This window comes from Patescibacteria group bacterium (assembly GCA_041664365.1).
GTDB lineage: Bacteria > Patescibacteriota > Patescibacteriia > UM-FILTER-42-10 > UM-FILTER-42-10 > JAHJEX01.
The window spans coordinates 98,787-113,789 of the sequence record JBAYKW010000001.1 but is presented as its reverse complement, the minus strand read 5'-3'; the positions used below and the strand labels follow the sequence as shown (position 1 = coordinate 113,789).

General features: G+C 42.7%; 18 protein-coding genes and 1 tRNA gene. 3 read left to right on the top strand and 16 right to left on the bottom strand.

Translation table 11 applies throughout. The annotated features are described in order from the left end of the window. Positions 1-429 (top strand): NUDIX domain-containing protein, encoded by a 429-nt coding sequence (locus WCW66_00590; protein MFA6391234.1) that lies wholly within the window; start codon positions 1-3, stop codon positions 427-429. Here the strand turns inward: WCW66_00590 and WCW66_00585 are convergent. From WCW66_00585 to WCW66_00555, 7 genes are read right to left on the bottom strand one after another with little or no spacing between them, the layout of a single operon-like run. Continuing rightward, a complete protein-coding gene (locus WCW66_00585; GenBank protein MFA6391233.1) occupies positions 426-1,409 on the bottom strand; it encodes an HD domain-containing protein in 984 nt (327 codons plus the stop codon). The two genes, WCW66_00590 and WCW66_00585, sit on opposite strands and share 4 nt — an antisense overlap. Before the next feature lie 54 nt (positions 1,410-1,463). After that, positions 1,464-2,135 (bottom strand): energy-coupling factor ABC transporter permease, encoded by a 672-nt coding sequence (locus WCW66_00580; protein MFA6391232.1) that lies wholly within the window; start codon positions 2,133-2,135, stop codon positions 1,464-1,466. 21 nt (positions 2,136-2,156) lie between these two features. After that, a complete protein-coding gene (gene zupT / locus WCW66_00575; GenBank protein ID MFA6391231.1) occupies positions 2,157-2,957 on the bottom strand; it encodes a zinc transporter ZupT in 801 nt (266 codons plus the stop codon). Between the two features lie 18 nt (positions 2,958-2,975). Next, a complete protein-coding gene (locus WCW66_00570; protein ID MFA6391230.1) occupies positions 2,976-3,725 on the bottom strand; it encodes a ZIP family metal transporter in 750 nt (249 codons plus the stop codon). 21 nt (positions 3,726-3,746) lie between these two features. Then, positions 3,747-4,763, bottom strand: a complete 1,017-nt coding sequence (locus WCW66_00565; protein MFA6391229.1) for an EamA family transporter — start codon at positions 4,761-4,763, stop codon at positions 3,747-3,749. Continuing rightward, positions 4,753-4,977 carry a hypothetical protein gene (locus WCW66_00560; GenBank protein ID MFA6391228.1) on the bottom strand — a complete coding sequence of 75 codons (225 nt, stop codon included), beginning with the start codon at positions 4,975-4,977 and terminating at the stop codon, positions 4,753-4,755. The genes WCW66_00565 and WCW66_00560 overlap by 11 nt, the downstream gene beginning before the upstream one ends. Positions 4,978-4,981: 4 nt before the next feature. Continuing rightward, a complete protein-coding gene (locus tag WCW66_00555; protein MFA6391227.1) occupies positions 4,982-5,764 on the bottom strand; it encodes an inositol monophosphatase in 783 nt (260 codons plus the stop codon). A gap of 162 nt (positions 5,765-5,926) precedes the next feature. Here WCW66_00555 and WCW66_00550 point away from each other — a divergent pair, with 162 nt between their 5' ends. Then, entirely contained in the window at positions 5,927-7,192 is a 1,266-nt protein-coding gene (locus WCW66_00550) for a M20/M25/M40 family metallo-hydrolase (protein ID MFA6391226.1), read from the top strand. Positions 7,193-7,352: 160 nt separating this feature from the next. Further along, a complete protein-coding gene (locus WCW66_00545; GenBank protein ID MFA6391225.1) occupies positions 7,353-7,676 on the top strand; it encodes a DNA-directed RNA polymerase subunit alpha C-terminal domain-containing protein in 324 nt (107 codons plus the stop codon). 194 nt (positions 7,677-7,870) lie between these two features. Here WCW66_00545 and WCW66_00540 read toward each other — a convergent pair whose 3' ends face one another. The 9 genes from WCW66_00540 to WCW66_00500 form a co-directional block, all read right to left on the bottom strand. Next, positions 7,871-8,668: a sugar nucleotide-binding protein gene (locus WCW66_00540; protein ID MFA6391224.1), complete on the bottom strand. Its 798-nt coding sequence runs from the start codon at positions 8,666-8,668 to the stop codon at positions 7,871-7,873. A 75-nt stretch (positions 8,669-8,743) separates the two neighbouring features. After that, positions 8,744-9,790, bottom strand: a complete 1,047-nt coding sequence (locus WCW66_00535; GenBank protein ID MFA6391223.1) for an NAD(P)-dependent oxidoreductase — start codon at positions 9,788-9,790, stop codon at positions 8,744-8,746. Continuing rightward, positions 9,787-10,038, bottom strand: a complete 252-nt coding sequence (locus WCW66_00530; protein MFA6391222.1) for a hypothetical protein — start codon at positions 10,036-10,038, stop codon at positions 9,787-9,789. The genes WCW66_00535 and WCW66_00530 overlap by 4 nt, the downstream gene beginning before the upstream one ends. Before the next feature lie 21 nt (positions 10,039-10,059). Further along, positions 10,060-10,635, bottom strand: a complete 576-nt coding sequence (locus tag WCW66_00525; protein MFA6391221.1) for a rubrerythrin family protein — start codon at positions 10,633-10,635, stop codon at positions 10,060-10,062. A gap of 224 nt (positions 10,636-10,859) precedes the next feature. Further along, the gene (locus WCW66_00520) at positions 10,860-11,234 is read right to left on the bottom strand and encodes a hypothetical protein (protein MFA6391220.1); all 375 of its coding nucleotides are present in this window, start codon (positions 11,232-11,234) and stop codon (positions 10,860-10,862) included. Positions 11,235-11,882: 648 nt separating this feature from the next. After that, a tRNA-Gln gene (locus tag WCW66_00515) sits at positions 11,883-11,956 on the bottom strand. Between the two features lie 4 nt (positions 11,957-11,960). Next, the gene (locus WCW66_00510) at positions 11,961-12,230 is read right to left on the bottom strand and encodes a GIY-YIG nuclease family protein (protein MFA6391219.1); all 270 of its coding nucleotides are present in this window, start codon (positions 12,228-12,230) and stop codon (positions 11,961-11,963) included. A 248-nt stretch (positions 12,231-12,478) separates the two neighbouring features. Then, entirely contained in the window at positions 12,479-14,128 is a 1,650-nt protein-coding gene (gene dnaX, locus WCW66_00505) for a DNA polymerase III subunit gamma/tau (protein MFA6391218.1), read from the bottom strand. A 165-nt stretch (positions 14,129-14,293) separates the two neighbouring features. After that, positions 14,294-14,944, bottom strand: coding sequence for a hypothetical protein (locus WCW66_00500; GenBank protein MFA6391217.1), 651 nt, complete (start codon positions 14,942-14,944; stop codon positions 14,294-14,296). Between the last annotated feature and the right edge of the window lie 59 nt (positions 14,945-15,003).

Below are 15,003 nucleotides of genomic sequence, written 5' to 3'. Positions count from 1 at the left end.
ATGGATATAAAACAATTCACTGCCACTAAAGCATTTATCAAATATAACGGTAAAATACTGATTCTTCGGGAATCAGGAAAATATAAGGACGGCACTAATGAGGGATATTATGATATTCCCGGCGGGCGGGTTAAACCGGGACAAAGGTTTGATGAAAGTCTGCGCAGAGAGATTAAAGAAGAAACCGGGTTAAATATCGCAATCGGAGATCCGTTTTTTGTGAACGAATGGCGACCGGAAAAAAACGGTGAGCTGTGGCAAATTGTCGGGATCTTTTTCGAATGTCAGGCCGACACCGACCAAGTTAACTTAAGTGATGATCATGATAAATATGAATGGATTAATCCGAAAGAATACATGAAATTCAAACTTATTGATAACCTAAAACCAGCATTTGAAAGCTACAATGCTCGGCCAAACAAAGACTAATCAATAAGTTTTAAATACCGGGGGCTATTCACCCTAATCTTTTCTTGTTCAAATCCCATCTTAAATTCGGGATAGATTTCAGAAACCCTAGTCATATTATCACCAATAATTATCAGTGGATCAATCACGCGCATTTTGGATTTTTTGTGAATATAGTCATAGTTGTCCACATCTTCAATAACTTTGCTGCGGTCAAGATTTTTCAGTCTCATGGTCGCATAAACAATATCTTTGTTTTTGCAATTTTCTAATTTCATGATTACCGCGTCATCATCAGTATCCAGATCTTCTTTATTCAGTATACCTGCGTCCATTGCCATCACCAGAATATTTTTCAGCATATCATAGGAATAAACACCCCAGTTCGAGTGCCAAAAATTCCCGCACATCCATAATGACAATTCGGCAAATTCTTTCGCAATATTTGCATCCCGGAAAACAATCATATTATTCTTCACTGTCAGATCGCTGATTATTGTCATTGCCTTCTTTTGGTCAGTTTTATTCGCAGTAACAGCATCAGCCAGCGTATATTGCAGACGATCCGCGCAGATATCCGGCAGATTGTTCTCCGCGAGCGGCCATCTTTTAATATCTTCCACAACGGCAGGGTCAATATTAAACCTGCGCAAAACCGTACTGATATCAGTCTGAAAATATTTCTCGTTCACACTTTCCTGGTAGTCTTCTTTTTCGTAGCGATTGTACAAATGATCCATGACGTGTGAAAAAGTACCATGGGAAATATCATGCAACAGCCCCGCAATCTGCTCCTCAAGGCTTGCTCCGAACTGATTCAATATCCAGTAAACACCCAGCGAATGTTCAAAGCGGGTAGTACCTGCTTCCGGATAGAAATAATGATAAATGCCGTATTGGTGGATTTTTTTCAGCCGCTGCATTTGCGGGGTTTCAATCAATGCCAAAACCACCGGCTCCGTTATTTCGATGTCTCCGTAAATTTTGTCTGTGGATTGCATAGATCCATTGTATTAAAAAAACTGATTCACGTCCAATCAGCTTTTTGGGATTATCTATTCTTTAAAATTAAATGCCCTAAGCATCAGTAATGTAATGAATCCTTCAGCCAAACCGACAATCATGTGAGTTTGAATAAATGCCGGATTAAAAATAGCACCAGTCATCATTGATTCTAATTCGTAAGCAAAGGCTGCAAGTACAACGCTTAAGAACACAGCAAGTAAAACTGCAATAGTTCTGTGTCTAACACTTTTTCTGATAAACGTGAAAATATAATACCCGCCCGCCGCGCCGATTACCGCCATGTTAACTATATTCAAGCCAAGTGCAATCATTCCCCCATCCGCCATAAAAAATGCCTGGATCGCGAGAACTATGGAAATAACTATCATACCGGCAAAAGGTCCGAGCAAAATGCCGGCCAGCGCTCCGCCAAGAAAATGGCCAATTTGACCACCTACGAGTTCAAAATCCACCATCTGCATTACAAAAATATATGACCCAACCAAAACCATGTTGATCAGCAGTTTCCTTCCGTACTTTGAAATTCCCATAGTCTCACCAGACCCGAAATTAATTCCTTCCGGTGTAACTAAAGCAAATTTTTTATTCTTAACTAAAATGTTTTTTTTGATTTTTGCAATTGAGAATGCGCCGAAAGTCAAAGCCGCTCCCAGAAAAGAAGCTGCAATTTTTGTATCAATAAACCCGTCCGGTAAATGCATACAATTATTTTAGCAAAATATTTAGAATAATAGTAGACTAGCTCCCATTAAAGCCATGCCAGCGACTAATCCATAAATCGCAAGATGATGCTCACCGTATGCTTTGGCGGTTGGAAGCAATTGATCAAGAGATATGAATACCATTATACCCGAGACATATGATAAAAGTATTCCAATAAGTATATCGGTGAATATCCATGATAAAACAAAATATCCTGCAACTGCGCCGACCGGTTCTGCGATACCGGAAAAAATAGAAAACCAAAACGCTTTCTTTTTGCTTTTTGTAGCATACAATACCGGAACTGCGACTGCTATCCCTTCGGGTATATTGTGGATGGCAACGGCGATCGCAAGCGTTATGCCAAGTGAGGGCTCAGCGATCGTTCCGGCAAAAGTAACCAGACCTTCAGGAAAGTTGTGGATTGCAATAACCAGCGCGGACAACAACCCAATTCTATACATCTTGTGATGATGACCCAAGGTATCATTTTCAATATCTTCCATAGTATGCACTTCATGTGGGTTATCATGACTTGGAATCAGTTTATCAATTAATGCAACCGTAAATATTCCAACAAAAAAAGCCAGCAGACCAACCCATTCGCCCGATCCATTCATTTTCTCTCCGAGTTTAGAAATACCATTCGGCAGTAATTCCATGAACGACACATAAATCATCACGCCTGCTGAAAAACCCAGTGAAACAGATAGGAATTTTCCTGACGGTTTTTTTGTAAAAAAAACCACAGCGCTTCCGATCCCTGTCGAAAGTCCTGCAAATAAAGTTAATGCAAAAGCCAATAAATAATTATTTTCCACAGATTTATCAAAAGATATTTATTCTAGCAACAGTAAAAGTGCCATCACGCCAATTCCGAGCATCAGAGACAAAAGCTGGAACCAGGATTTTTTAAAGTTTGTTTCCTTCTTCATTTCCGGTATTAAATCCGCCGCCGCAATATAGATAAAACCTCCGATGGTAAATGCAATCACAAAAACCTGCTTGTTTTCCAGCGCTGTTCCGATAATCAGAGTAAGAGCTGCACCGACCAATGCCGTCAATGCCGACAGGTAATTGAATATTAATGCTTTCCGCTTATTGAACCCGGCGTGCAGTAATATGCCGAAATCACCTATTTCCTGCGGTATTTCATGCAGTAAAACAGCAATACTGGTTGCGATACCTAAGGGTATACTCACTAAAAAACTGCCGGCAATAATCATACCGTCTATCAAGTTGTGAAATCCATCCCCAACCAAATTGTTCACTGCCACCGGATGCGGGTGTTCTTCGGATGTCGGTACATGGCAATGACGCCAGCAGAGAATCTTTTCCAAAATAAAGAAGATGATAAATCCCGCTAATATCATAAAGGGTACGATCTCTGTATTTTCTGATTCCTCAAATACCTCCGGAATCAAATGGATAAATGCATCGCCCAGAAGTGAGCCGGCGGCAAAACTGACCAGGAATAAAAGACCTTTCTTCAACTTTTCCAGATTAATCGAAATCGCCAGGATTCCAATAAAGGAAACCAAGCTGACTATAAAAACACTACCAATTGTATAAAGCCAAATTTCTGTCATATTTTTTTTATTATATCATTATTATTCAACCTGCGCATCAATCTTTTTCAGTCGCAGAATTGACCAGATTGCGCCAAATACAATTACAGCACCCAGCCATTGTCCGGCTGTCAGAGTCTGTTTATGAATAAAGTATTCCAGAATTATTGCACTTACCGGAAATACCATTTCATAAACAGTCGAACGTGATGCTAAAACTTTTTTCAGCCCCCAGTAATATATAAATATCGCCATTCCGCCGGTGCTCAAAGCGATAACAACAAACGCGCCGATCAGGTTCCAGTTAATTGCGCTAAATCCGCTAAACCCGGCATAGCTCGTTTCAATTCCAGCTGATTTTAGCAGTTCTATAACCGAAATTATTACCAGCATAATTGCGGTTGTGATAAAAAACCGCAGTGCCGTGCTCAATCCATGATTAATTTTAGCAACCGCTTTTTTAGAAAATACCGTGGAGGATCCGAACGAAAACGCCGCTAAAATAGCCAGCATTGCCGGAATGAACATGCCAGTTGCTTTAAAATCCGGACTATGCAGGCCGAATGTCAAAAGATAGCTACCGATTAAAGCAACCGCGGCCCAGACATAAAATATTTTTCTCGGCCTCTCCTTCAGCCAAATAAAGGCCAGTAAAATAGCAAAGATCGGCTGAAGTTTTTGCAGTAATAGTACAACAGAAATGTTTAAACCCTCGCTGTAAACCTGAACTATCGCCGCAATAATCGCCATGGTACCGACCGCTCCGCCAAAGAATCCGGTCAGACCGAATGCCAACCAGTCTTTTTTGTCCAGATTTTTCAATTCTTTAAACTTTCTAAATAAATAATAGCTCAGGAAAACCGATGACACCGCATGCAGCATAAAAACAAATGTCGGTATATCAGAAAGTCCCAGATCAACCACCCAGGGTGTCAGCACCACTCCGTCAAATGCCCATAAAAAAGCAGCGAGCATTATAGCGAGTGCTCCCATTAAACCGATATGCAATGGATCATGACCACTAGAAATAGAGGCTATTTTTTCTTTTTTAATTTTCATTTTCAAGTTGTTGTAATTCGGTTAAAAGTTCTGCTTGTCTTTCGTGTAGGCTACTAATTTCAGCTTCAGAATCTGGTTTGCGGTGAATATTCAATTTCATGATTTTTCTTTCAATTTGCATAATTTCATAACGAATAACATCAATGCGCGCTTTTTTTTGCTCATCCTCATTAGATATTCCACCTTCATTAAATTTTGATAATCCTTCACTCATAATTTTATTTATTTGTCAGTGATAATTTTACAGTTTCGCCATGGAGTTTGGTGCCGTTAGTGGCCATGAATATGCTATTCATGTCATTTTTTTCAGCTTTTCCGGAAAAATCTGTAATGCGTGCCCCGGCTTCCCTGGCAATCAGTTTACCGGCAATATGATCATAAATCTCGCTGTAATTATTAATCAGAATTTCAATTTTTCCTGAAGCGAGCATGCAAAAATCCAGTGAGGGTGACCAGTTGCGCAAAACTCTTTTTACTTTCTTATTCTCAATCCGGTCAATAATTAGCTTATGCGGTCTGCGGTTCACAGTATAATGGGTTATATAAACAACAGTTGATTTTTCCCATTCAGAAATTTTATTTACTTCAATTTTTTTCTTATTGCAGAATGCGCCGTTTCCCTTTTCCGCGTGATAGGTTTTTTTCTGAATCGGATCATAAATTGCAGACGCTATTATTTCATCATTTTTTAAAAGGGCTATTGATGCAGAAAAATTGGGAATCCCCAGAACAAAGTTATTTGACCCGTCCAAGGGATCAATAATTAATGTATATTCGGAATTTCTCCTGATCTCTCCCGTTTCTTCGGAAAAGATATTATAGCCTGGTAATTCTTTGGTAACAATACTTAAAATCGCTGCTTCCGACTCAATATCCGCTTTTGTGTATACATCAGCCGGAAGTGTCTTTTGAACAACTTTAAGCTCCTGGCCAAAATATTTCCTTAATACTTCCCCGCCGGCTTCTACTGCTTTGATTATTATCTTTGTTTCCTTATTCATACCGGATTATTGTATCAAATATTGCTGCTTCTGGCGACTTGTCAGTGCAGTCACTATGTGACTACCCTAGCTTGCCAGAGTCAAAATAATATGGTAAAAACCAAAACTGTGCCCAATTTCCGGGTACAGTAGACAATTACCCGATTCTTGGGAGGTTTCGGCATGAACCAACCGACCGCACTCGCTCCGGTCACGGAACTGTTCCTGCGCTATGTCGGCGTGGACTCAGCTTCGAACGCCGAGTCAACGGAGTTCCCGACAAGCCCCGGACAGCTTGAAGTCATGCACCTCTTGAAAGACGGCCTGCTCGAGCTGGGCACTGCCGATGGCCAGTTCGTGGACCTGCCGGAAGGTGAACTCATCGTTCGCTTCCCGGCGACCAAAGGACTCGAAGACAAGCCGTACCTGTGCCTTTCCGCACACGTCGACACCTACCCCGGCGTTTCCGGCGCCGTCACTCCGATCATCCATCCCCCTTATCGGGGCGGGAGCATCGTGCTGCCGAAGGGTGATGTCGTGATCCCCGCCGAAGACCTCACGGGACTGGAGGGCAAGACCATCATCACCGGCTCCGGCGACAGTCTGCTCGGTGCAGACGACAAGGGTGGTCTAGCCGTCATCGTTGACGCAGTTGGCAACATGCTCCTCAAGCAACTTTCGCACGGACCGCTCGACTTGTGGATCTGCACCGACGAGGAGATCGGTCGCATCAAGGGGAAGAACATCCCGCCGGAGATCGCCGGTGCGTGGGATGTTCTGCTCACCGTGGACGGAGGTCCGGTCGGCGAGATCGACCTGGGCTGTTTCGCCTGCCGGATGGTGAAGATGGAGTTCTACGGCGCTGACGCCCACCCCGGCGTCTACCCGCACAAGCTCCACCGCGCTCATTACGCGGCGATGGCATTCGCCATGCAGATGGAACAGCTCTTCCTCAACCCGTACGCCGGCATCGCTGACCGCAGGGCACCGTTCTTCTACATCGTGGACGCTAAGATGGACGCCGGCAAGGCCAGCCTGCTCATCGTCCCCCGCTCCTTCGACGAGAAGGAAACGGACGTGATGATGCGACGCGCAGTCCAGGTCGCACAGCAGTGCGCCAGGGCCGAAGGTTGTACCTTCAAGATCGTGTCGGACGAGACGGTGTGCATCAACAACCGCTCGATCAACGAAGCCAACCGCGACCTGCTCCAGCCGATCTACGCGGCACACGCTATCCACGGTGTCACCACCTCCGATCACAACGTCCGCGGCGGGACGGACGGCGCCGGCTTCAACATGATCTACCCCACCTGTGCCACACCCAACATCGGCTACGGCTCCCGCAACCTCCATGGCAAGGAGGAATTCCTGGTGGTCGATGAGCTCGAGTGTACTGCCTTGATCCTGAAGCACATCATCGCTCTGTACACCGAGTACCAGGCCGTCTAGTACGGCCACCCGCTCATTCCCGTGAAGGACCTGCGAACAGCTTCTGTTCAAAGGTCCATTTTTTTATTTCAAACGGGGCTTGACAATTTAGAAACATTAAATTACGATGGAGCATCGCCTTTGTGTCTCTTTAGACTGCTCCATAGGAGGAGGTGAACAGATGAGTAAGCTACTAGCCGTTGGCATGATCGTGAGACAATCGGGTGAACTGTGTATTCCACTCCGCGCACAGGATGGCAACACAGTCGTTATCCCCATCCAAGTGGTGTGCATGAAAGTGGCAGAATTAGATGCCTCTGTACGGATGAAGCACGCCTGCCGTGATCTCCACATACGCACCATCCTCGATCTTGTCCTCACGACCGAAGAAGACCTCATGTCGGTCCGGAACTTTGGTAGAAGGACATTGATCGATCTCATCGAGAAACTCGGCAAGCTCGGTATGTCGCTCAACATGATCCTCGTCCCACCAGATAACCCCTAACTGCGCCGTCTAATACGGCTATCGCACATTCCTGATAAGGGACCCGAGAACTGCCTTCAGTTCAACGGTCCATTTTTTTATTTAACCAAAACAACACAATATAAATTGTTATGTAACAAATTATACATACTCATAGAACACGCCACTGACAGATAAATACTAAAAAACAGTTCCTTCGCTCTCTGGGACTGTTTTTATTTTATTAAAGTATGATAAAGCTTTGTGTTTAGAGACGTGTCTATTGCGATATTTAATCCCTTATCTCTTGCAGAATCAGATTCAACCAGGCTACTGTCTGCACCAGCATCTTTTAAAATCTTTTGGCTAAACTGGTAGACGCTCTGCTTCTCTTCACCAACATGAATAATCCCTTTAAAATCCGACCCCACCAGTTTCCAAATAAACTTAGCCAATTTTGTAACATGGATCGGGGTTCTAAACACGTCGTTAAATCTTTTTACTTTTTTTCCATCCTTCGTTTCTGCGAGTATTTTTTCACATCTTCGGTCCATCCCCTTCGCCCCAACGCCATAAATATACCCGGCACGAATGATTGTATAATTATCCATCTCAGATTTGATTACATTTTCTGCTGCTAATTTTGCCCTGCCATAATCGGTCACGGGGTTACCCCTGCTGTCTTCTTTATATTCTCCCTTTGTTCCGTCAAACACCGCGTCTGAAGACATATAAATCAATCTCGCGCTAACTGATTTAATGGATGAGACTAAGTTCGCGGTTACCTCTTTGGCCTTTACTGGATCATCATCAAATTCGCCTAATCTTGCCGAATGAATAATAATGTCAGGAGCAATATCAGCAATCGCCTTTTTTACGGTATCATAATCAAGCAGGTCGACCATTACTTGATTATGTCCTGCGATTCTCACATCTCTACTTCCAAAATACAAAACAAGATTTTCGGGAGCGTTATTTACAACTTCCGACCCTAAATATCCCGTAGCGCCAAGAATTAGTGCTTTTCTTTTCATTACATAATAAGTATATCAAGAATATCAATAACAAAAAACCGTCTAAATCAGACGGTTTTTTTGAACTGGCTCAAGCTATTTAACTAAGTTTTTCATCCTTATTTTCTTACTGAAGGAAGTAATATTTTCAATGGTCGTATCCAATATTCTTTCCAGTGCCTCCTTGCTGTTAAATGCATTGTGCGGAGTTACTACAACTTTATCCGACATGAGTAGCATATGTCCTTCCACGACTGTCTCCAGATTTTCTTTTATATTCTGCTGATTTTTACTGATGAAGTGCGGGGATAATAGTTCCGCTTCTTCTTTCAGAATGTATTTTTCTTCTTCCAAAACATCTAATCCAATACCGGCTAGCTTGCCGTCGCGCAACCCGTCTATTAATGCCGTAGTATCAATCAGGCCTCCACGGGCAGTATTGATAATCATTGCCCCGTCTTTTACCAGCTTAATATTCTGCCTATTGATCATGTGATGGGTTTTTTTGTTATATGGCGCGTGGAGGGTAATAATATTTGATGTACTGATCAGCCGGTTAAGCGTCACATACTCAAAACCCATTTTCTTTGCTAATTTCCGGTCGCGGTGAACATCATATACGATTACTTTCATGTTGAACCCCTGCGCGATCCGCACAACATGCTGTCCGATATTTCCCCCGCCGACCACACCGATCGTTTTATCTCTAAGGTCAAAACCGCGCAATCCCTCCAGGCTGAAATTTCCCCGTGATGTCCGCTCATAAGCCTGATGGATTTTCCTGCTCAACGAAAGGATTAAGGCGAAGGTATGCTCCGCAACCGTATTCGCTCCGTACGTCGGGACATTCGCCACTTTGATATTTAATTTGCGCGCCGACACCAGATCAATGTGATCAAATCCGGTAGAGCGGGTCGCCACTAATTTCAGGTTAGGTAGGGCTAATAGAATATCCTTGCTTATTTTAGAATAGATAAAAGGAGACAAGATGCTGACATTCTGAATACTGTTCAGACTTTCCTTGTCCGCTGTTTTACCAAAAAAAATTAGTTCAAATCCTTTTAATCTTTTTTCTAAATATTCTTTTTCCCACTGCTCAACCTCAAAAAAAGCAACGCTTACTTTTCGGTTTTTTTTGGTCATAATCCTTCTCGCTTGGAATCCTTTCTAGCCTTTATCTTTTTTCGTGTTTTATTCACTCTTTTTACCGTCGCAATGCTGGTCAATATAGCAAATGCACCCGCCAAACCCAACATTACTTTCTTTTTTGTTTCATCATCCATCGAGCTGTACTTACCTTTTATCTTATTGGTATGTTCAATCAGTTTATCGAACTTAACGTGTTCGCCGGTTGACGATGAAGTTGGAACTCTTTTCTTGGTAATTTTCATGGGTTTAATCCTTTCTAGTTATTAATAATTTTGTTTAAATATTTCAAAGTGAGCCTGCGGATGCTGGCAAGCCGGGCAGATATTCGGAGCCTTTGTGCCCTCATGCAAATAGCCGCAATTCCGACATTTCCAGACTATTTTATCTCCACTGACAAATACTTTTCCTTCGTCCAGATTTTGATACAGTTTTCTGTATCTTTTTTCGTGTTGTTCCTCTACTTTAGCGATATTCCGAAAGGCATTGGCAATTTCCTTAAATCCTTCCTCGTCAGCAACTTTTGCAAATTCCGGATAGAGCTTCGTCCATTCTTCGTTCTCCCCATCCGCCGCCGCTTTCAGGTTTTCCAATGTAGTTCCGATTTTTCCCGCCGGATAGGTCGCGGTAATTTCCACCATATTGCCTTCCAGGAATTTAAAAAACACTTTGGCATGCTCGCGTTCGTTCATCGCCGTCTCCTCAAAAAACCCGAAGATCTGTTCCAGTCCTTCTTTTTTTGCCTGCTTGGAAAAATAATCATAACGCATTCTGGCCTGTGATTCCCCGGCAAATGCTTTGAGCAAATTTTCTTCTGTTTGAGAACCTGCTAAATTTCCCATATCAATTGATGTTAATGATTATTTATATCGGATTTAATTATAGCAGATTTGCACGGATTATCAATTTAAAAAAATATAAAACTAAGTATAGGGGTTTAATTATGCAGTCATTTTTCCAATAAAAAGAGCTAACATCATGAAATGTCAGCCCGCCATACCTACCGGAATTTGGTGGCTACCTAGCCGGATGGTTATCGAGAGGAATGAACGTCAAATTCATCGCTTCAAGCGAAGTCGTGCGTGTCGCGCACCAGCATGATTGACGATACAGGTGCGTTAAGGATGGCTTCAAGTGCAGTTTGTACCCGCAGGACACGGCCTTTACCGTCTTCACCCGGAAGCCAGAACCCTGCTCGATCCGCGCTGGAATCGGCGCAACTCATTCTGAGGCAACCGACGAGTTGAACAGGATGCTCTTTGCGGTAGATGACCGCATGTTTGGGAATACACCATTCATCTACCGGCGCAAACAGTGCAATCGCAGGCGTGTACAGCGTAATCGGATCACCGACAAGAATCGGTTCACCGCACCACACGCATTGGATGGTCATACTGCCAAGGCAGTCATGACAGTAATCCACCGAACCGTCAGTGTTCATGGGGCTCCTGCAGATCACAGTGAGTCCGAACGCGGACAACTTTCCGGTACGCTTTGTGCGATGACCGCACTTGGTTGCCGTGAAGCGGAATGGACTAAGACAGTACATCCGCAATATCAAGTCACTGAAGCTCATGCTTTTCCTCCCTTTCAGACTGAAGATGAGCTACGCAGTGTGCAACTTACATTATGTAGGTTGGCATGTCAATAATAGCCAGAACGTCCTTGCTTAGCACATCCGTTCAAATCCCATTTATAAACAAACATCTTTATTCATTATTTATCCTGAGCGCAACAGGAGCGCGCAAGGCATTGGCTTGACTAGCCGAGCTCATCTTCGCCGAGACAGAAAATAAAACCAAAAAATGGGGCCCCCGACCCGCCCTTGGCGGGTTGGGGAAAGGGGCACAGACCCGCAACCTAAAACAACCAAGCTTGCTTGGTTGTGACAGGTGAAGGGTCTGATGACCCGTGGTTGGGGAGGAGGGATTCTCGTCCTGGGCAGCGCCAAATGCTACGCAGGCTCGCATTTGTCGACGCTCTACTGCTCCTTCACTTCGCTCCGGATTGTTTCGCTTCTGCCCGTTCGAATCCACACTAATAAAAAAACAACGTGCTCTATTCACGTTGATTCTTTCTAAAATCCTTTTGGCTGGGGAGGAGGGATTCGAACCCCCGGTGACGGGACCAGAACCCGTTGCCTTACCGCTTGGCTACTCCCCATCGTTTAAATATTTTTGTTTTCGATATCTGCTATTTTTTTCAGTTTTTCATCAAGCAATTTTCTACCTTTACCGGATTTCAAAAACTTTTCTCTTTTCATTGCCTCAGATCTGCTATTAAAATCTTCTTTATAAATCAATACCCACGGTGATCGTCCCTTAGTATATCTACACTTGCCGTTATTATGTTCTTCTACTCTTTTTTCAACATTATCTGTACTGCCAACGTACCTACTTTGGAAATGTATACTTTTTATTACATAGGTTGAATACATTGTGTTTTAGATTTTAGGATTCCTCGCCGGAGGCGAGTGCGCCTCGGGCGCAGAACCCCCGGTGACGGGACCAGAACCCGTTGCCTTACCACTTGGCTACTCCCCAATGATGTATTGTTAAAGCAAGTATGTAAATAATTACCGCTTGCTCGTCCGTGCATTCCGTTTGTGGAATGAACGGAGCTACTCCCCAATGATTTTTTCAAAAAAATAATCCCCCAATTACCGCGTGACAGTAATATTCTTATTTAACCTTCTACCACTTTACCACCGAAGGTGTCAAGCGCATCCTTCAATTCACTGCTTTCTTCTTCACTTTTATTGTGTTCCGGTATCTTTTTATCCCTCAGAGCATTATCAATTACACAAGTGAAAGTAAGTGGGGTTTCATAAACCTCATCCAGTACATTTTCAATAATCTGCTTATTTTTTGCCTCCCACACCCGGTCCATATAGAATTGAAAACCAAAAGCGATGGTAATGATTTTACCGCTGATTTCTACAACTTCCCCTACACTTAAAGTAAGCGACAGAGAATGATTATGCGCTTTTAATTTTTTTAAAAACGTTCTCCACTTTTTCTCAATTTCTGACAGTTTAATAATCGGCACCTCTTTTTTTATTTCATCTGTTTTCGCATCCTTCTTCTTTTCAGCAAATATCGGTTCAATTTCTTCTTTAACAATCCTTTGTACCGTTGGTAATGGTTTTATTTCGGCTTTACTCTTTTTAACCGGAGATTGAAAACTAGGTGTAAATGACGGTCGATTTTTTTCACCCGGTAATGATATATCTTTATCTCCTTCAATAATCTCAAGAACAGCTATTTCAAGTGGCAGCTGTATAATATCAGTCTGTGTTTTAATCATGGGTTCAACTTCTAGGAAAATATTAATCCATCGGATCAATTCTTTAGAATCATAACGATTTGATATATTTGTCATTTCTTTCTGGAGTTCATCATCCATTTCATACACAACAAATTTCTCCAGCGAACTGGAAATATTCAGTAACATAATTCTCCGCAGAACCTCTATTATATTTTTAACAAAATTCCTGACATTACCGCCTTCATCTACCAGTCTGTTTACCAGTTCTATTGATGCAGGCGTGTTGCCCATCGCAACCAAACTCAAAAATTGGATTACCAAAGTATCGTCTGAATGAGGAACGATCAGATCAATGTGGTCCATGGTAATTTTCTTTTCACCAAGTGACAGTACCTGTCCCAGCATACTTTCCGCATCACGCACGCTACCGTCAGATGCCAGGGCAATCGCCTTCAAAACCGCATCATCAATCTGCACTTTTTCCTGACTAATAATAGTGTTCAACCGTAGAACCAGATCTTTTACACCAACCTTCTGAAAATCAAAACGCTGACAACGGGAAATAATGGTTTGTGGCACTTTGTGTACCTCCGTCGTCGCTAGGATAAACACAACATTTTCCGGCGGTTCCTCCAATGTCTTCAATAGAGCATTAAATGCTGAAATTGAAAGCATGTGTACTTCATCTATGATGAATACTTTGTAAGTGCTTGAGACAGTTGCAACGCGGGCATTGTCAATTATATTTTGTCTGACATTATCTACGCCGGTATGAGATGCGGCGTCAATTTCAATCAGATCAAGTAGCCGTCCTTTCATAATGTCTTTGCAGGATGAGCATTCGTTACACGGTTCGGCAGAATCTTTTTTGCGTTTTTTACAGTTCAGGGATTTCGCGAAAAGCCTCGCGATCGTTGTTTTACCCACACCGCGCGGTCCGGTAAATAAATAAGCATGCGCGATTCTCCCGCTTTCTAATTCGTTAATCAGTGTGATGCGTATGTGGTTTTGATCAACCAGATCTTTAAAAGACTGCGGCCGATATTTTCGATATATTGTTTGGGACATAATTCAATCCATTATTCTTGGTACCTACTATACTAGCGCGAATTTTAAAGATTTGCAATCTGCATAACTATTACAAAAAAGACCCTGCACCAGCCAGGGAATTTTCGAAGAAAATGTACTGGCCAGCCCAGCGGTATAGTCTTCCTATTAAGAAATTATCAACTTCTATATTTCTAAATCGTCTATAACCTTCTCCTTTTCAGGAATTACTTCCTCATCATGAATTGCTACCGTACTTACGCCGTTATCAATAATCAGTTGGCTTTCACCGCCTTTAACAATATTTTCCACGGCCGCCCATTCCGTTTGCTTGTTTGTTGGAACCAGTATAACTACTTCATCCCCGACTTCTCCTTTAAAATACGTAATACTTGCCAAAAGAACCTTATAGTTTTTACCGTTTGCTAAAACCTGATATTCGCCCGTTGACTCTTCTTGAGTGAGCATACCGATCAATCTTTTTCTCTCAACTGGGCCAATCTGCTTAAAAACAAAAGAACCATCATTAGAAATGGTCAGTTTTAATACATCACCCTCAACCAGTTTTGATTTGGAAGCATAGTTCGCCGGCACATTATACTGCTTTCCATCCGGCCCAACCATATTCAAACCGTCAAAAACTCCTTCAACGACACGTCCGTTGTGGTCCACAGAACCGACCGAACGGGCTTTTTGTAAATGACTGATTTCGTTTGAAATTGAATCAGCATCCGATTCTTCCGATTCCCCTTCCAACATGCCTTTAGCAACACGAATAGCTTCTTCCGCTGAAGCAATGAGTTGTTTTATTTGTGCCAGTTTATTTTCGTCTACCATTTTATTTTTGCCTCCCCTTTTTATTCTTCTTTATATTTATTTTTTATTTTATGTAAATT